21 protein-coding genes are annotated in these 17,481 nt (G+C 34.7%); 14 read left to right on the top strand and 7 right to left on the bottom strand.

Annotated features, from left to right (window positions below; genetic code table 11):
• Positions 1-34 precede the first annotated feature (34 nt).
• From JFU20_RS25975 to JFU20_RS25990, 4 genes are all read left to right on the top strand, one after another.
• Positions 35-997 carry a tubby C-terminal domain-like protein gene (locus tag JFU20_RS25975; RefSeq protein ID WP_002013991.1) on the top strand — a complete coding sequence of 321 codons (963 nt, stop codon included), beginning with the start codon at positions 35-37 and terminating at the stop codon, positions 995-997.
• 257 nt (positions 998-1,254) lie between these two features.
• Complete coding sequence (locus tag JFU20_RS25980) at positions 1,255-1,755, top strand: sigma-70 family RNA polymerase sigma factor (protein WP_002013989.1); 501 nt, start codon at positions 1,255-1,257, stop codon at positions 1,753-1,755.
• On the top strand, positions 1,745-2,767 hold the full coding sequence (locus JFU20_RS25985) for an anti-sigma factor (RefSeq protein WP_002165371.1): 1,023 nt from the start codon (positions 1,745-1,747) through the stop codon (positions 2,765-2,767). Before JFU20_RS25980 ends, JFU20_RS25985 begins: the two co-directional genes overlap by 11 nt.
• A complete protein-coding gene (locus tag JFU20_RS25990) occupies positions 2,749-3,060 on the top strand; it encodes a hypothetical protein (protein ID WP_002165372.1) in 312 nt (103 codons plus the stop codon). The genes JFU20_RS25985 and JFU20_RS25990 overlap by 19 nt, the downstream gene beginning before the upstream one ends.
• Positions 3,061-3,234: 174 nt before the next feature.
• On the opposite strand, the gene JFU20_RS25995 is transcribed toward JFU20_RS25990, so the two are convergent.
• On the bottom strand, positions 3,235-3,435 hold the full coding sequence (locus JFU20_RS25995; RefSeq protein WP_002084410.1) for a helix-turn-helix transcriptional regulator: 201 nt from the start codon (positions 3,433-3,435) through the stop codon (positions 3,235-3,237).
• Positions 3,423-3,782, bottom strand: a complete 360-nt coding sequence (locus JFU20_RS26000) for a DUF3796 domain-containing protein (RefSeq protein ID WP_002013983.1) — start codon at positions 3,780-3,782, stop codon at positions 3,423-3,425. Before JFU20_RS26000 ends, JFU20_RS25995 begins: the two co-directional genes overlap by 13 nt.
• 284 nt (positions 3,783-4,066) lie before the next feature.
• Between JFU20_RS26000 and JFU20_RS26005 the strand changes: the two genes are divergently transcribed.
• The 6 genes from JFU20_RS26005 to JFU20_RS26030 all read left to right on the top strand — a co-directional run bounded on the left by JFU20_RS26005 (position 4,067) and on the right by JFU20_RS26030 (position 9,121).
• The gene (locus JFU20_RS26005) at positions 4,067-4,261 is read left to right on the top strand and encodes a hypothetical protein (RefSeq protein WP_002142517.1); all 195 of its coding nucleotides are present in this window, start codon (positions 4,067-4,069) and stop codon (positions 4,259-4,261) included.
• An 88-nt stretch (positions 4,262-4,349) separates the two neighbouring features.
• The gene (locus JFU20_RS26010; RefSeq protein WP_002033261.1) at positions 4,350-5,075 is read left to right on the top strand and encodes an ABC transporter ATP-binding protein; all 726 of its coding nucleotides are present in this window, start codon (positions 4,350-4,352) and stop codon (positions 5,073-5,075) included.
• Positions 5,068-6,732 carry a putative ABC transporter permease subunit gene (locus JFU20_RS26015; protein WP_002165374.1) on the top strand — a complete coding sequence of 555 codons (1,665 nt, stop codon included), beginning with the start codon at positions 5,068-5,070 and terminating at the stop codon, positions 6,730-6,732. The genes JFU20_RS26010 and JFU20_RS26015 overlap by 8 nt, the downstream gene beginning before the upstream one ends.
• 56 nt (positions 6,733-6,788) lie before the next feature.
• Positions 6,789-7,547, top strand: coding sequence for an SDR family oxidoreductase (locus JFU20_RS26020; protein ID WP_002013978.1), 759 nt, complete (start codon positions 6,789-6,791; stop codon positions 7,545-7,547).
• A 336-nt stretch (positions 7,548-7,883) separates the two neighbouring features.
• Positions 7,884-8,585, top strand: a complete 702-nt coding sequence (locus JFU20_RS26025; protein ID WP_002013977.1) for a hypothetical protein — start codon at positions 7,884-7,886, stop codon at positions 8,583-8,585.
• A gap of 248 nt (positions 8,586-8,833) precedes the next feature.
• Positions 8,834-9,121 carry a hypothetical protein gene (locus tag JFU20_RS26030; RefSeq protein WP_201039059.1) on the top strand — a complete coding sequence of 96 codons (288 nt, stop codon included), beginning with the start codon at positions 8,834-8,836 and terminating at the stop codon, positions 9,119-9,121.
• Positions 9,122-9,175: 54 nt separating this feature from the next.
• Here JFU20_RS26030 and JFU20_RS26035 read toward each other — a convergent pair whose 3' ends face one another.
• Positions 9,176-9,634 carry a hypothetical protein gene (locus JFU20_RS26035; protein ID WP_016096650.1) on the bottom strand — a complete coding sequence of 153 codons (459 nt, stop codon included), beginning with the start codon at positions 9,632-9,634 and terminating at the stop codon, positions 9,176-9,178.
• A 239-nt stretch (positions 9,635-9,873) separates the two neighbouring features.
• Positions 9,874-10,248 (bottom strand): winged helix-turn-helix transcriptional regulator, encoded by a 375-nt coding sequence (locus tag JFU20_RS26040; RefSeq protein WP_201039060.1) that lies wholly within the window; start codon positions 10,246-10,248, stop codon positions 9,874-9,876.
• A 127-nt stretch (positions 10,249-10,375) separates the two neighbouring features.
• On the opposite strand from JFU20_RS26040, the gene JFU20_RS26045 reads away from it, so the two are divergent.
• Positions 10,376-11,056, top strand: coding sequence for an NAD(P)H-dependent oxidoreductase (locus JFU20_RS26045; RefSeq protein ID WP_002013971.1), 681 nt, complete (start codon positions 10,376-10,378; stop codon positions 11,054-11,056).
• A gap of 84 nt (positions 11,057-11,140) precedes the next feature.
• Here the strand turns inward: JFU20_RS26045 and JFU20_RS26050 are convergent, their stop codons facing one another.
• Positions 11,141-12,814, bottom strand: coding sequence for an alkaline phosphatase (locus JFU20_RS26050; RefSeq protein ID WP_201039061.1), 1,674 nt, complete (start codon positions 12,812-12,814; stop codon positions 11,141-11,143).
• A gap of 252 nt (positions 12,815-13,066) precedes the next feature.
• Here JFU20_RS26050 and JFU20_RS26055 point away from each other — a divergent pair, with 252 nt between their 5' ends.
• Together JFU20_RS26055 and JFU20_RS26060 are read left to right on the top strand one after the other, a co-directional pair.
• Positions 13,067-14,119 carry a pyruvate kinase gene (locus JFU20_RS26055; RefSeq protein WP_002013969.1) on the top strand — a complete coding sequence of 351 codons (1,053 nt, stop codon included), beginning with the start codon at positions 13,067-13,069 and terminating at the stop codon, positions 14,117-14,119.
• A 363-nt stretch (positions 14,120-14,482) separates the two neighbouring features.
• Positions 14,483-14,764: a DUF1292 domain-containing protein gene (locus tag JFU20_RS26060; RefSeq protein ID WP_002013967.1), complete on the top strand. Its 282-nt coding sequence runs from the start codon at positions 14,483-14,485 to the stop codon at positions 14,762-14,764.
• 96 nt (positions 14,765-14,860) lie between these two features.
• Here the strand turns inward: JFU20_RS26060 and JFU20_RS26065 are convergent, their stop codons facing one another.
• Together JFU20_RS26065 and JFU20_RS26070 are read right to left on the bottom strand one after the other, a co-directional pair.
• Entirely contained in the window at positions 14,861-15,169 is a 309-nt protein-coding gene (locus JFU20_RS26065; protein ID WP_201039062.1) for a hypothetical protein, read from the bottom strand.
• A 170-nt stretch (positions 15,170-15,339) separates the two neighbouring features.
• Positions 15,340-16,635 carry a histidine--tRNA ligase gene (locus JFU20_RS26070; protein ID WP_002013966.1) on the bottom strand — a complete coding sequence of 432 codons (1,296 nt, stop codon included), beginning with the start codon at positions 16,633-16,635 and terminating at the stop codon, positions 15,340-15,342.
• Between the two features lie 342 nt (positions 16,636-16,977).
• On the opposite strand from JFU20_RS26070, the gene ybaK reads away from it, so the two are divergent.
• Positions 16,978-17,454, top strand: a complete 477-nt coding sequence (gene ybaK, locus JFU20_RS26075) for a Cys-tRNA(Pro) deacylase (RefSeq protein WP_002013965.1) — start codon at positions 16,978-16,980, stop codon at positions 17,452-17,454.
• Positions 17,455-17,481: the final 27 nt, after the last annotated feature.

Genomic DNA, 17,481 nt, shown 5'->3' on the forward strand with positions numbered 1-17,481 from the left:
TATGAGCTGTGTAACAACTAGAGGTGAGTGAAGGATGTTAATGTTTTTATTTGAGTTAGACAAGGCTATCCCGCAGAAGGATGAGCCACGGTATGCCGCTTATGCAAATGGCTTTATTGAAGGGGATTTAACGATTCGCGTGAGTGACAGCGTATTTTTTCAGAAGTCATGCATGAAGGTTGCAGAGCTTGGCATTTATTTAGGACAGTGGATGGAACAAGTGCAACATGGGCAGAAAGAACAATTGAATTATGAAACGAGTGACCGTGAGGAAGTAATTCTCGGATTCGTATATGAAGAGGAAGATCAGTGGAGAGTTTTTTCCAGTTGGCAGCAATTTGAACTTCAAGAGCGTATATCAACTACAACATTAGTAAAGAGCGTTCAACGCTATTTATATGAGCTAAATAAGGAACTGCGCGCGATAGGATATCCTGTGACGTTTGATCAGTACTTAAGAGGAGAGCGAATGATGCAGCTTTCTTATAAACGACTGTGTGATAGTAAAGCGGATACGACTTCGATAGAGGTTTACAATGGAAGCGAAGGAGTAGGCGCAGTGCGGGGCTATTATAAAAATACGTTGATGAAAGTGCTAGACTTCATTCCGAAAGTCGGTAGTAATATCATTTATGAAATAAAGGATAGTAAGAACAATATTCGCGTCATTGCAAAGGATGTAAGTAGGCAGCGGCAAAGAAGGATTTTAGTAACGTACATCGATAATAATGATGCAGAGCATGAAATACTTGTATGTGACGGAAAGTTATTAGATGCAAATTTCTTATTTACTTTTACATATAAGACAGAAGAATATGTTGTTCACAAAACTTCAATTGGGCTTGGAAAATTATTACGAAACGGCTATGTAATCGCAGATTGGAATATTCGTCTTGAGGAAGATATGTATTATATCGAGATGGATGTATATGATGAGGATTATATAGAGGATCAATACTTACTGTTAGGTGTATTTCATGCGGTTTTGTATGGGTGATAAATGAAAAGTACTGGTATTCTTCATGGGAAGGATACCGGTATTTTTTATGTGGTTCTGGTGTGAAGATTGCATTTTGTCGCTTTTCTTTTTTTAGGAATTTACAGTTATAACATCTCATATTTTGTTTATAATTGTAAATAGTTATTAAAATGTATAAATATTATTTCTTTTTTTATAAATAAAAAATATAAAAAGGAAAAATAATGCAACTTTATAACACGCTTATTCGTGTTATATATGAAAGGAGGAGGGGGATGGAAATTGAAGAAATATATAAGGTTTATATAAACGATGTGTACCGGTATTTATTTTCCCTTTCTCGTAGCCATCACGTAGCGGAGGACTTGATGCAGGAGACTTTTTATCGGGCGTATCTTTATCTAGAAGACTATGAAAACCAAAAGGTAAAATCATGGCTTTTTAAAGTGGCATATCATACGTTTATTGATTTTGTAAGGAAAGAGAAAAAAGTATCTTTTGTAGGAACGGAGGAATTAGAGACAATACAAGCAGGGGAATCTACAGAAGAGTATGTAGTCGCAAAAAATAGTTATGAAAAATTAATTCAGATTATTCATACTTTACCAGTGGTAGAGGCACAAGCTATTTTATTATGTGACGTACATCAATTAACGTACGAAGAGGGTGCTACTGTATTAGATTTAAAGGTAAATACTTATAAAAGTCACATATTTCGTGGGAGAAAGAGATTAAAAGAATTGTTAAAGGAGGAAAAGAGTCAAAATGACAAATGATAAACCTCATTCTGAACAAGATGATTATAAAGAATTGTTACAAGAAGCTCTTCATCAAAGACCAGATTCACTTCCTGATGGAAAACAGCAGCAAGTGTTGAAAATAGGTAAAAAAAGAGCTCGAATTACGAATGTGTTGATTGTATTTACTTTTTTATTACTTATTCAACCTATTTTATATATATCTACACTTTTATATTATACATTGGCACCTACAAACGCGATGGAGATACGGAATGTAGTAAATCAAACATTAAGTGTAACAGAACCTAATGTATTTATGAAAGAAAGGGACATGGAGCAAACATTGTTACCGCTTAGTTTACAATTGCATTTTGATTTGTATAAAAGGGTAGGAAAGAAAGATATTCGAATAGGAGAAGAGAAAACAGATTATTTATTAAGTAGAGCAACGAAAGTAAGCCGTGAATATACAACAGATGAAAAAATTCCAGAAGTCCCATATATAGATAACGAGGTATTATCTCATCCTAATAATTATAATGTGTCTTATAATAGTAGCGAGGAAGCTCAGGTATTAAAAGGTCTTCCACAAGAATCTGTTGTAGAAGCATTTGTATCTTTTAGAGAATTATTAAGTGTACAAGAGGTAACGGATACGTTTCCTACTATTGATATTGTTTGGTATGCCGTGAATACAGGATTAGAGGAGACGCAAAAGAATGATGAGGGTCAGTATGTTGCCCCAATCGGTTTTCCAGCAGATATGATTTCAAGTCCAAGTGGTCCTTTTTTAAGTGACTCACCTCATGAGGAACAATTTATTGATGTTTTAAAGTCATTACAGAAGCATGAAAATTTAGCAGTGAAGCTATCTAGAGCGAAAGTATTAGAGTTGTCACAGCGTATTTCTTTCCTTGAAAAAAATGGGATAAAAACATACGGGGCAGTTGTAACTGGACCTAAAGGAGAAGTTGAAAAATTGATGAGCCATGAAAAAGTTAGAAACTTGAAAGTAGGTGAAGCGAGATTATGGAATTGGCATTCTTAAAAAAAAGAAAGAGTCATATTTATAAACAGGAAACGTGGATGGGTATTATTTCATTAATTATTGCCTTTCTAGCGTTATTGTATTTGAACATTACATTGCTTATTCAAGAAACATTTATAGGCGAAGGTTTTCGAGAAATAGTTGGAGCTGGATTGATGTGTTCAGTCGTAGGCATGCTCACAAAAAGCAAAAGTCGAAAATATGCATTGTGGGCATGTAGTTTATTTGTTTTTATGATACTGTTTGCTGTATTTGGATTTATGCTAGGTTGGATGATAAGCTTTACGCCATAAATATGTGGAAAAGAGCGAATGTAGATTCGCTCTTTTTTAATGTGTAAAAAGTAAACTAGATAAGAGAAGAACCTATCAAATTTGAAAGGAGAGCACTATGCATCTAGGCTGTGGTTTTGTTGATATGTTTTCCGCTCACGATTCAGTATTATATATTAAACTTGGTGCTCTTTATTAATCCTCAAAAATAAAAACCTCATCAATCGTACTATGTAGTGCCCTCGCTATATCGTGAGCAAGCTGTAAGGAAGGGTTATACTTTCCTTTTTCGAGATGGCTAATCGTTTCACGACGTACACCAACCTTTTTCGCTAAATCTTCCTGCGTCATATGCACTTTGGCGCGGTATTCTTTTATTTTCGTTACGAACGCCATGGTGCATCTTCCATTTCATCAACTGGTTTATCGTAAAAGAACATAGAGAAACCGAACGTAAGAATGAGTGTGCTGAAAATAAGAGCGATATCAATCTCTTGTAGTGTAGGGCTTGGAAATAGCATTTCAATAAAGATAATGATAGCGGTAGTTAATAACGTAACGATAAAGGCGTTGCGGCAAGATTTATTGACGATTTGTTCAAACAGTTCATCGTGTTGAACCGTTCTATACGTCGTGAAAAAGGAGAAGAAACAGAACAGAGTAAACAATCCTTTTTCATAAAAAAATCCGAGAAACCCAAAGAAACCGAGAAATCCTAAATATTTAATCCAAGTCGTTTTCATGATAGATTCTCCTTTCGATGTTAGAAATAAAGTTTCACCAATCGGGCGTTTACGGACAGCAGGGCTCCTACCTAACTTCTTTGCTCCAGCCGAAATTTGAGGTGGGAGTCTTGCTGCCAGTTAATGCGGGATAAATCACTATATGTTATAAATATATCACATATGGAAATTCATAGTAATAATAGTTTTGCGATTTATTTCATAATAATAGTAAAAAAGGTTAAATATTCTGTAAAATAAAAAGGGAAATATCGTAAAATGGATGTAAGGAGGGGGAGGACGAAATGTTAACTGGGATAATGATCGTTATATTACTTGTAGTTATTACTGTAATTGGAACGGTGTTAATTGGGCGAAATGGTGATGCGAATTATAGTAAAGCGACAAAAGGAAATATTAAACGACTTACGATGATTTATATAATACTAGCTGTTGTTTTAATTGTTGGATTAGGAGTTTATATTTATTTTAAAGGTTAAAAAAACTGAAAAATGTAAAAATCTATAAATATAAGTATGCTATAATGTTAATATAGTTAATTGGTAATTAAGGAAAGGATTGGATGTAATGATCGAAATTTTGAATGTGTCAAAAAGTTATAATGGATCTACCTATGCAGTAAAAGATTTAAGTTTATCTGTACCGAGCGGAGAAATCTTTGGGTTTTTAGGACCGAATGGTGCGGGTAAATCAACGACAATTAAGATGATTACTGGTATTCATGGGGTGGACAAAGGAACCATTACAATCAACGGTAAAGATATTATGAAAAATCCGATGGAAGCGAAGAAAACATTTGGCTATGTTCCAGATAGCCCGGATATGTTTTTACGATTAAAAGGGATTGAATATTTAAACTTTATGGCTGATATGTATGAAGTACCGAAGGAAGTAAGACAAGAACGAATAGAGTCATTAGCGAAGAAGTTTGATCTGTATAATGCTTTATCTGATCAAATTCAAAGTTATTCACACGGTATGAGACAAAAGATTGTTATTATCGGTGTGCTCGTACATGAACCAGATGTGTGGATTTTAGATGAACCGTTAACAGGTCTTGATCCGAAATCTGCATATATTTTAAAAGAAATGATGAGAGAACATGCTGATAAAGGGAAGATTGTATTTTTCTCGACACACGTATTAGAAGTAGCTGAAAAAATATGTGACCGCGTCGCGATTATTAATAAGGGAAATCTTCAGTTTAAAGGGAATTTAAATGAAATGAGAGATCATTTTGAATCCAATGAATCACTTGAAAAAATGTTCTTGGAGATGACGGGCAATGAGTAAAATTTGGACGTTAACGAAAGTATTATTGAAATTAAATTATGCAGATTTCATAACAGATAAAAAGAAAAGATGGGCGTATTTATTTTCATTTGCAGCCATTTTATTTGTAGGTTTTTTAATATTCGGTTCGATGACCCATGGAATATATGAAGGAATGATACACCTCGGACAGGATCCAGGAATTGTTATTGCGATGGGATTAGCAGTTGCTAGTATATGGGTATTTTTGATGAGTATTATGAACATTTTAACAGTGTTTTACTATAGTAATGATGTTGAAATGTTGCTACCGTTACCGTTAAAACCAGCGCAAATTATTTCGGCAAAGTTCTTTACAGTGTTAATTACACAATACGTAATGAGCTCGTTTATTTTATTGCCTATCTTTATTACTTACGGTTTAAAGAGTGGTGCTTTCATTACATATTATATTTATATGATTGTCATTTACTTATTCTTCCCGATCATTCCGCTAGTTTTAGCTTCGTTAATTATGACAATTATTATGAGGTATACGAATATAGCGAAAAATAAAGATCGAGGAAGTATATTTATTGGAATCGTAAGTATACTATTTATCGTCGGAATCAATGTATTTATGCAATGGAGAAATAAAAGTGCAGTATCTGGAGCTGGAGATTCAGTTGCGAATTATCTTACAAATAATCAATCCTCTCTTTTCATACAAATGACAAATTATTTTCCAACTACATATTTTGGTGCAATGGGATTAGTAGAAAATGCATCGTGGAAGGGAATATTATACGTACTAATATACATTCTTATTTCTATCGCATTTTTCGGTTTGTTTTATTACATTGCAGAGCGTACATATTTAAAAGGGGTTATTGGACTTTCAACGAGTACAGCAAAGAAAGAGGTAATTTCAGCAGAAGGTTTACAGAAATCAACAGTACAAAGTTCTCATTTAAAAGCATATGTGAAAAAAGAATTTAAAACGTTATTCCGTACACCACAATTTTTCTTAAACTGTATTGTGCAAACTTTCGTTATGCCAATTATGCTGTTCTTTGTTTTGTTTGTACAAGATGGAAATTTAAAATGGATTACAGGGTATATTGATAATCCAGAATCAGCAGGTTTCGCAATTGGTGTTGGCCTTTGTGCATCCTTATTTTTAATGGGGAGTAACGTTATTGCAACAACGTCATTCTCACGAGATGGAAGCTCTTGGTTTGTGAATCGTTACTTACCAGTAAAGGCTTCGGATATCTTTTTTGCGAAAGCGATAACGGCCTGGTTAATTAATGTAGTCATTTTAGGAGTATTCGGTATTACAATGGCAGTTGTAGCAGGTATTTCGCCAGTCTTCATGATACTTTGGTTTTTACTAAGTGCGAACGGTTTATTGTTAATTAATTTAATCGGTACACGCTGGGATGCACAAACTGCAGATATTCATTGGGATACAGAACAGAAATTATTTAAAAGTCGATATACAACTTTGTGGAATTTTTTAGCTAATATTTTAATAGCTTTAGTTATTGTAGCGGGTGTAAGTGTATTATACTTCTTCCTTCAAGTAGGACTTTGGATTATGTTTATCGTTTTATTTGTAATGTTTACGATTGTAAATTATATCTTTATTAAAATTTTAAAATTAGGCGCTGAGCGTATATTGTCAAATATTAATTAAAAAGGTAGATCCTCTGTATTCGTGCAGGGGATTTATCCATAGATGGAGGAGAAAAGGTGAAGAAAATAGCAATTGTAACAGGGGCAACTCGTCTGAATGGAATTGGTGCAGCTGTATGCAAGGTGCTTGCTCAAAATGGGATAGACATTTTTTTCACGTACTGGCCTCGGTATGATAAAGCGATGCCATGGGGAATGAATGATCAAGAGCCCTTTTTGTTGAAAAAGGAAATTGAAAGTTACGGCGTTCGATGTGAAATGGCAGAAATCAACTTATCGCAGTCTTATTCGCCTAATCGTGTATTGTATATGGTATCAGAACGTTTAGGGGATCCATCTATTCTTATTAATAATGCGGCGTATTCTACTCCTACGAAAATTGAAGAGTTAGATGTAGAACAGCTAGATAAACATTATACGGTTAATGTTCGTGCTCCTATGCTATTAAGTTCATTATTTATTAAACATTTTTCACTTAAAACGAGTGGAAGTATTATAAATCTTACTTCTGGGCAGTCATTAGGCCCGATGCCAGATGAACTAGCATACGTAGCAACGAAAGGAGCAATAGAAGCATTTACAAAGTCAGTTGCACCAGTTGCTATGGAGAAGGGGATTACAGTCAATGCTGTTGATCCAGGACCAACGAATACAGGATGGATTACAGAGGAATTACAGCATCATTTAGTATGGAAATTCCCGCAAGGAAGAGTTGGAGAACCGGTGGATGCGGCACGCTTAATTGCTTTTTTAGTAAGTGAAGAAGCGAAGTGGGTTACTGGGCAAGTCATTCATTCGAACGGTGGTTATTCATAAAAATATTATGTTAACAAGTGTTGAGAAATAAAAAAATTAGTAATTATTTTGTTTTTTGTATAAATAAAATGTCAAGAAAGATAAAAAATTGATAGGGGAGTATGTTGTCATTTGTAGATTGTAAATCTTCATGTGACAACATACTCTTTTTCTTTTGCTACAGAAGAGGAAAATGTAGTAGAAAAAACTCGAATATTAAAATAAATTTATCATTTTTTGTACGTATTATTATGAAGATTACTGTCGGAAAGATGGTGATTCGTATGAAAAGGGATTTTTTAAGGGGAAATAGAATCGTAAAGAGAAGGATAAAATTGTAAACATAGGGGGATTTTTATGAAAATGAAAAAGGTCGCTATCGCATCAGTAGCAATTGGTACAATGCTTACAATGGTAGCTTGTAGTACCTCCACAGATAAAGATGCAGCGAAGAAGGATCAGGCAACTGCACAAAATGAAGAGCAATCGAAAACGACAAGTGCAGATGAAGCGTCAAAAACAACGAAAGATACTGAAAAAGACACAAATACTTCTTCGAATGAAAAAACAGATAAGGATGCAAAAAATACAAAGGAATCATCAGGAACAGAAAGTAACGGCAAAACAACAAAAGAAAAAGAAACGACAGGAAAAACGAATGATCAAACTACTAGTGGCAAAGCAACAGATCAATCAACTAGCGGAAAAACGACAGACCAAACGACAAATGGAAAGACAACGAAAGATCCGAAGAAAAGCGTCGCTGTGAAAACAAATGTAAAAGAAGTCGTTACATTAATTGAAAGCTTGGACAAGCAATTAGCTGCAAATCCTAAATTAGAAACAGTTAATAAACTCGGAAAACAAATTAATGAGAAGTGGGATGTCATTGAAAAAGAGCTAGAAGCATCACATCCGACTGAATATAAAACAATTGGCCAAAGTATGTATCCGTTAATTGTAGGAGCGGAGAAAGAAAAGATAGATGTTAATAAAATGAAGTCATTAACGACGAAAACGAAAAAAGATTTAAATCAATTATTAACGAAGCTTTCATAGTTTCAAAAGCCTACTCGAGTGAGTAGGCCTTTTTAGTTTGTTGTACATTCTCGTTGGGTGTTAAGAAATAAAGACTTCATTTAAAAGGAACATCACAATGATAAAAAAGAGTGATAACTATTAAAGATATTTTTTGATAGGAAGTCATATAAAACGCTCCCTTGTATTTATATTTGCAATTTAGTAGTTTTTAAAGTTCATTATTTTCTACAAAAATTTCATTTTGTAGAAAAGGAGAATGAATTGAGATGTACGATAAAGAGGAAGTTTATGATGAAGAAATTGCACCGTTAATGCAGCAGATTCTTGAAATCTGTAAAAGAGAAGAACTTCCAATGGTAGCGCAGTTTTATCTCGCTGAAGAGTCGCCATATGATGAGGAGTCAGTTACACCATTATATTGCACATCAATTATTATTCCTGGTGATCGTAACGATGAGGAAGGTATCCAACAATTGCAGGATATTGACGAGGTAATGAAATATGGAAAGAATGCTCCTCCATACTTTATGGCAGCAACAATACGAAAAGAATAAAAGAGCAGCTAGCAAAAGCTAACTGCTCCAATCGGTAATATTATTCCAAAAGTACTATTTTTCAAACTCGTCTAGTGCTCTTGCAGCAATTTTGACTTTAGAAAATGCACCACTGTTATTTTTAAATACAATCTGGTATTTACCATTAGGAAGCCAATCAGACCACTCAGTACTAAATTCATTAATAGTTTGTTGTCCAGGTGTTAACTTTCCGTTTGATAACCATCCACCTTTAGAATTATATAAATCATAACTGAAAGTTTCATTACCAATATTTTTAAGGAAAACTCTTAGATCCTTCCCGCCTTCATGGTGAAATTTGTAAATTCCTGAACCGTAAAAAGCGAACTCTTCATTAGCCTCTAAAGCATATTGAACTGGTGGAAGTTGCACTTGATTAGACTCAGTACTTGCAGGACTTACCTTTGTTTCTTCGGTTGCCGCGAATGTTGAAGTTTGACCTAAGCCGATAAGAGATGCAGCAATTACAGGGATAGCTAAGAATTTTTTCAAGATAAACACTCCTTATGGTTTTTAATTGAGATTTGCCCTCAAACACATAATAACCAATTAAAGTGAATAGGTTAATAGATAAATATCATGTTTTACAAAAGTAAGCAATAATTTACAAATAACGCAACATATTGACAAAAAGTTAAATAAAATAATCCTTTTACTCAAAAAAATCGCCTGTATACTAAGAGGCAATCTTTTTTGAGTTGTTTGTAATGGCTAATTACAGGTTTTAAATACTATTTAGTGTTATTTCTACTTTCCAAAACCTGCTCCATATTATTAGTCGCCCATTCCATCATTAAAAGGATAATTGGACGTAATGACTCGCCAAGTTCAGTTAACGAATATTCTACTTTAGGGGGCACTTCACGATATACCTCCCGATGTACGATGCCATCTGCTTCAAGTTCTCTAAGTTGAAGTGTTAACATTCTTTGGGTGATATTAGGTTTTAATCTTTTTAATTCATTAAATCGTTTCTTACCATCTAATAAATGATAAAGAATAACACCTTTCCATTTTCCCCCAATAACCTCGACCATAGCTTCTACTGGACAATAATATTTATTTAAAAATGGATAATTTACATCATCTTCTTTTGAACTAATCATAAAAAGACTCTCCCTTAACAATAGTATCTTTTTTGATACTATAGCACATAAATGTGCGTACTTGTATCATTGTTACTTTAAAAATATAATTTGGTTAAATAATAATTTAATGAAAAGGGGATCTTTTATGACTAACATAAAACAAAATACAAAACAAAAAATTATTGAGGCTTTTAACTTTAGACATGCATGTAAAGAATTTGATCCTATGAAGAAAATTTCAGAAGATGATTTTAAATTTATTTTAGAAACAGGAAGATTATCTCCTTCTTCTTTTGGATATGAGCCTTGGAAATTTATTGTGGTACAAAATAAAGAATTAAGAGAAAAACTATTACCATATTCATGGGGAGCAGGTGGGCAACTTTCAACAGCAAGTCATTTTGTCATTGTTCTTTCAAGAAACATCAAAGATATGCACTATGATGCAGAGTATATTCAGCACATGATGAAAGATATTATTGGATTGCCTGAAGAAGCCCAACAAATGAGATATGAATTCTTCAAAAAATTCCAAGAATCGGATTTTAAATTGTTAGACTCCGAACGTGCTGTATTTGATTGGTCATCAAAGCAATCTTATATTGCTTTAGCTAATATGATGACTAGTGCAGCTCAAATCGGTATTGATTCTTGTCCAATGGAAGGATTCGATAAAGAAAAAGTAGATTCTTTACTTCGTCAAGAAGGAATTTTAAAAGATGATAATCTTGAGGTATCAGTTATGGTTGCATTTGGATACCGTAAAGGAGAACCAAAATTTAATAAAACAAGACAAACTATGGATACTATTGTTGAATGGATTTAATAAGATAAATTTGTATCCATATAACGAAAAAAACGCTACCCTTTCTATAGAAAGGATAGCGTTTTTTTATGTCTGTTTTTAAATTTAGCGAGAATGCTTTGTGAATAGTTGAAGTGCTTTTTTAGGTACATAGAATTTCTCGTTGCTTTCTACAACGATGCCTCCTAATTCATAATCTTTCCCACCAATATATATAATGCTTTTATTAACAAACAATTTGGCCTCCGTATTATTGCGTTTTACTACAAGCACCGGGTTTCGTGCATCTTTTTTGTCAATCGTTACAGTTGCACCAATTTGTTTAAAGGATGTTTCAGCATCTAAGAATAATTTCTTAGTTAATTCTTCTAATTGAAAGCCCATTGCTTTAGCCATTATTTTCGCAATGTCTGTATTTTGGACTAAACCGTATGGCTTTTGAGGACCGTAAGAGTATAAGAATACATCTTCACCCGTATGACCACCAGTTGTAAAACCGATGTTCGCACGGTTGGCCAATAATTTAGTAAAGATTGGACCTACATCAGTTTTCTTTTGTGCAGCTTTTAACAGCTCTTTTTCATTATCAGTTAGGTCGTCTAAACCGTAAAGTGCAGCGACCTCTTTTATATTAGATAAATCATCTTTTAGTTTATTTGTAGCACCTTCAAGTGTCATTTTCGCCTTTTTCAGTGGGGCAATGTAAGCTGATACTGGTGTAGTATCATAGCCTTTTGTGGTATTGCTGTTACCAATGGAAATACCGCTATTACCATGATCCGCTAGAGCAATGACCATAGTGTTACCATCTTTCTTCGCAAATTCTAATGCTTCTGTAACCGCATCATCAAACGCCAATATATCGCTAATCATCCCGATTGGGTCATTTGCATGTGCTGCCCAATCTGCCTTACTACCTTCTACGAATAAGAAGAAACCATCTTCATCTTTTGATAATGTTTGAATTGCTTTTCTCGTCATCTGGGAAAGAGTTGGCTGCTCAGGATGGTTCGCTTCACGATCCATATCGAAAGCAAGGGCAGTATTAGAGAAAGAACCCCAGATTTTATTTAATTTGGAGTTTAATAACGCATCTTTTGTTTCGACAAAGTCGTACCTTTTGTCTTGAATCACTTTTACTAAATCTTCTTTGTCTTTACGAATTCCGTTGCTTGTCGTAGGCTGAAGTGCTGCCTTGCCACCACCTAATACAACTTCTATATTTTGATAAACTTGCTGTTCACCAAGTACTTCGAAATTTTTACGGTTAGCATGGTGGGCAGAGAAACTAGCCGGAGTAGCATGCTGAATTTCTGATGTAGCAATGATTCCTGTCGCGCGGCCGGAACGTTTTGCGCCTTCTAAGACGTTGGCAACTGGACGAAACTTGCATTCTTCTTTCACTGGTTCTAAGCCAGGTGAATTCACAACAGAAGGTAATACGCCCACGTAGCCTGAATTAGATTTATTTCCGGTCGCTAAAGCTGTGGCTGCCGGTGCAGAGTCCGTAATAGCTGATTCTGCTGAATACGTACGAACACCTCCGGATACAATTTGATCTAGTGCAAGAGATGAACCTTTGTACCACCGGGCTAATGTTGTAGCAGAAGAGCTTGTCCCATCTATAACCATGAAAATCACATTTTTAGGTTGCTTTCCTACTTTTTTCACCTCAGCTTTTACCTCGTTACCGCTCATCATGCTTCCTGCTGCTAATGACCATAGCACTACCGTTCCCGCTAAAGTTAGTCCCATTATTTTTTTACGAAGAGTAGTCATTGTGGTTCCTCCATTGGTTGTTTTCGATATCCCAATCTAGCGTTCGTATGTAAACAAGATTTATTATTAGTAGTACCCTATTGCAACGAAACTAACAATAAATATGGAGTCAAAAAGTTAAATTTAAGCTACTTACTCAGCAATCGCTTCCCCTCATATAAACCTCTGTGTACCCTTAGTTGCACGGTCTTTCCTATAAAAAGAATCTTCTCTTTATTTTATGGGAAACATTTAAAAAAGGATGGTGGGAAAATGACAATTGATCGAGTTTGTACAATTGGTCCAGCAAGTAATAATGAAGAAACATTAGCGCAGTTAATAAACAATGGTATGAAAATTGTTCGGTTGAATTTATCACATGGCACGCATGAAAGTCATAAAGATATCATTCGTTTAGTAAAATCGTTAGACGATTCTATTAAAATTCTAGGGGATGTACAAGGTCCTAAAATAAGATTGGGTGAAATGAAAGAGGAGCAAATTACACTTGAAGCAGGGGAGTTATTTATTTTGCATACTCATCCAGTACAAGGGAATAAAGAAGAAGCAAGTGTTGATTATGTAGGGATTGCGAATGACGTGAAAGTTGGTAGTAGGATTCTTATAAATGATGGAGAAGTTGAGTTAATCGCTGAAAAGGTAAGTGCGGACAAAATAGAAACGAGGATAAAAACAGGTGGAAATATTGCCTCTCATAAAGGGGTAAATTTACCAGGTGCAATTGTTAGTTTACCAGCTATTACAGAGAAAGATAAAAAAGACATTCAGTTTCTTTTAGAAGAGAATGTTGATTTTATTGCTTGTTCCTTTGTGCGAAAACCTAGTCATATAAAGGAAATACGAGATTTTATACAAGAGCATAAAGAAAATTCACCTAATTTAATTGCAAAAATAGAAACGATGGAAGCAATCGAGAATTTTCAAGACATATGCAAAGAAGCGGATGGCATTATGATCGCAAGGGGAGATTTAGGTGTGGAACTGCCGTATCAATTTATTCCGCTTTTACAAAAAATGATGATTCGTGAGTGCAATCGAACGAATACATATGTAATTACAGCGACACAAATGCTTCAATCTATGGTAGATCACTCTATTCCTACAAGAGCTGAGGTGACTGATGTATTTCAAGCTGTACTGGACGGGACGAATGCTGTTATGCTTTCTGCTGAAAGTGCGTCAGGGGAGCATCCAATTGAAAGTGTGAAAACGTTACGTCTCGTTTCGGAATTCGCTGAGCATGTGAAAAAAGATGGGCCTTTTGCGATGAAAGATGTACTTGAATTGCTGCATAAGTCACTTTAGTTTATATAGAAAAATTTATCTCTCATCCTAAAAACGTACGGAAACGAATCAGGGTATGAGGTGCCATTTTAGTATTTACTTACAGATTGAAAGGTGGCATGCCTGCTGCCTATATGAAAGAATCATTATGGAACATGGAGGTCTTTCGAAAAGAAAAAGGAGGATTTTAAATTAGATAATCCAATTATCTAATTTAAAATATGTTCATTCCTATTCATAGATGTTATCCTTATAGTTGAATACTTTTGCTGAATCAGCAAGAATTTGTTGTTCTTTCTGTATGAATTCAACTTTTTTATGGAAAGATATGTTAGTAAGTGTGCAATTTGAACGTTTTATTTTTTAGAGTATGATAGGAGGAGAATGAATATGGAAGCAATTGAAGTAGGCGAAATTTTTAGTCTTACCGATGAGAATAATGAAGAACAGGAAGTTGAAGTGCTTGGAGCGATGGATGTCGAAGGTGCAGAATACATTGCGGTTGCCTTTGTAGAAGACATTCAAACAGAAACTGAGGAAGACATTGATATCTTCTTTTTAAAAGTAGAAGAAGATAATGAATTCTCATACATAGAGAATGACGAGGAATTTGAAAAAGTATCTGCGGCGTTCGAGAAGATTATGGACGAGCAAGAACAAGAATAATAATGAAAATAGTTAGACAAAAGAGGGAGATGCACATCTGCCCTCTTTTTTGTATATGGTTGAAAAAGCTTTCTCTAATTTCTGTTTTTCAATCCACTATGAATCATAAACTTCGTTTGTGTTCGTGGAAGCCGCATCTAATAGAAGGAAGATCGACGCTATAATATGTATAGCGATTTGTATATAGGGAAAGAAAGCAACTAGAATAGTGAGGATTCCTATATAATTAGCATAGGTTTTCATGCCTTCCTTTTTAGCTAATAAAATTGTAATGATATGTAAAGTAATTACTATAAGTAGTGGTATCCCGTATAAGTCAACTAGTCCTTGAAATAAATAACAAGGAATTAATAAAAGGTGGGAGATACCTGTAGTCCACTTCAATGCTTTTACGACTGCCTTCAAAGTTAATTCCTCCTAAATAATATGTACGTATGAATATGTTACCAAATATAGTGGGTGAATGGATATGTTTTTTGTGATTCACATTTATAAAATTTCATAATAATATTATGTAAACTAAATAATTCTTTATTTGTGCACTAGAAAAACCACCCAAATGAGGGTGGCACTTATTATATATAGTTATTAAATGTGTTATTTTCCAAGGAAGAGAGGGGAATCTTCACTTCAGTACCTTCCTTCATATTACGCAATACAACTGTTTCTGTAGATAGTTCCTCTTCACCAATTATTAGCACATACGGGATATTTTCTTTATTTGCATAATTAAGGGCGCGTTTCAATTTACGTCCAGCTAGTTCAAGTTCGATTTTTAAGGAAGTAGTAGAACGCAATTGCTGGGCGATTTGTAAACATTGTAATTCTGTCCCGAGTGGAATGATAAAAAGATCTGCTGTAGATGATATGGTTTCTTTCTGTGATAGTGCTGTATAAATAACGTCTAAACCGAATGAAATACCGACTGTTGGATAGTTCATATTATCACCACGGAATGCTCCGATAATATTATCGTATCGACCACCGCTACCGATGCTAGATGTAATCGTGCCATCTTTTAGAAAGATTTCATACACAGTGCCTGTATACATTGTGAGTCCTCTTGCTAAAAACGGATTGAATATCGTATTTTCATTTATTCCGAGAGCGAGTAAGTATTGCTGTAGTTGTTGTAGTTCCTTTACTCCATCGGCGACAAGTGTATTATTGAAAGTGTCTTTAAAGTCGGCTATAGGGAGCTTTAGGCAAGATAAAACAGTATTACATATTGTATCGGCCATTTCTACAGTAATCCCGCGCTCCAATACATCTTTTCGTACACCATCAATCCCAATCTTTTCGATTTTATCCAATGATAAAATTACGTCACTCGTTAGTTCAGTAGGGATGTTAATAGACTGGAGAATACCGTTTAACAATTTTCGGTTATTATATTGGATCGTTACTTCTAAGTTTAACGTTCGGAACAGCTCAAACGCCATGCTCATGAGTTCAGCTTCCGCCATGACTGATTCTACACCGACTATATCAACGTCACATTGAATGAACTCACGGAATCTTCCTTGTTTAATTGGCCCATCTCGAAATACTTTCCCAATTTCATAGCGTTTAAAGGGTAGGCGGATGTTCGGATTCATCGCCACGACTTTTGCGAATGGAATTGTTAAATCATAACGTAAGGCAAGATCGCGTTTTCCTTGATCCTTAAGTGTATATATTTCTTTTAAAATTTCATCGCCACCACCGTACTTGTAAGACATAAGCTCATACATATTTAACGTTGGTGTCTCTAACGGTTTACAGCCATAACGTTCAAACGTATCTTCACAAGCTCTTTTAATTTTATTTCGTAGTACTTGTTCCTCTGGTAAATAGTCTTTTGTCCCTTTTACATTTTTCATTTCCACCATAATCACTCCTCTTTTAAATTAAAAAAAGCTATGCGGGTATAAAAATACCCACATAGCTTTATGAACGCTTCGTGGGTCAACAGGAAAAGCCCTGTACCCACGAAGAAAAATTTTTCTTCGGATACACGGCGTTACGTATGATGATGAAGTTGGAAAGAAGTATTAAAAGTTCGCATTAAAAATCTCTCCTTAACATAAGTTTTTCCAAATTATATCAGATGAATTTGGAAATATCAATATTTTCAGTTTTGAAGAATGCGTGAAGTTATGTAGGAGAAATTGAAAAGAGTGTATAATAAAAGAAAACTTAATAATATGAAATAACTTTTTAAGGAGACCGCTATGAAAAAAGATAAAACTAATGCGATGCGAATATTAGATAAAGAAAAAATTGAATATTCGATGATGTCATATGATCCGGACGATGGGAAAATTGATGGAGTATCCGTAGCAGAGAAAATTGGACGAGAAGTGAGAGAAGTATATAAAACACTTGTCGCTCAAGGGAATAGTAAGGATTATCATGTGTTCATTATCCCAGTAGATGAGGAACTAAATTTAAAAGCAGCCGCAAAGGCGGTCGGTGAAAAGAAGATAGAAATGATTCCTGTTAAAGATATCACGAAAGTTTCAGGGTATATTCGCGGCGGTTGTTCACCAGTAGGAATGAAGAAGTTATTTTCTACATGTATTGATGCGAGTGCTCAATCGCTTGAAACGATCATTGTAAGTGGCGGGAAAATTGGAGTACAAATTGAGCTTAAAGTTGATGACTTGGCGAAAGTGACGAGAGCGCAGTTTGGTGAAATAACGAAATAAGTATACATAGGAAAAGAAGTTCTAATT

It is taken from the genome of Bacillus sp. TH30, assembly GCF_016650875.1.
GTDB lineage: Bacteria > Bacillota > Bacilli > Bacillales > Bacillaceae_G > Bacillus_A > Bacillus_A mycoides.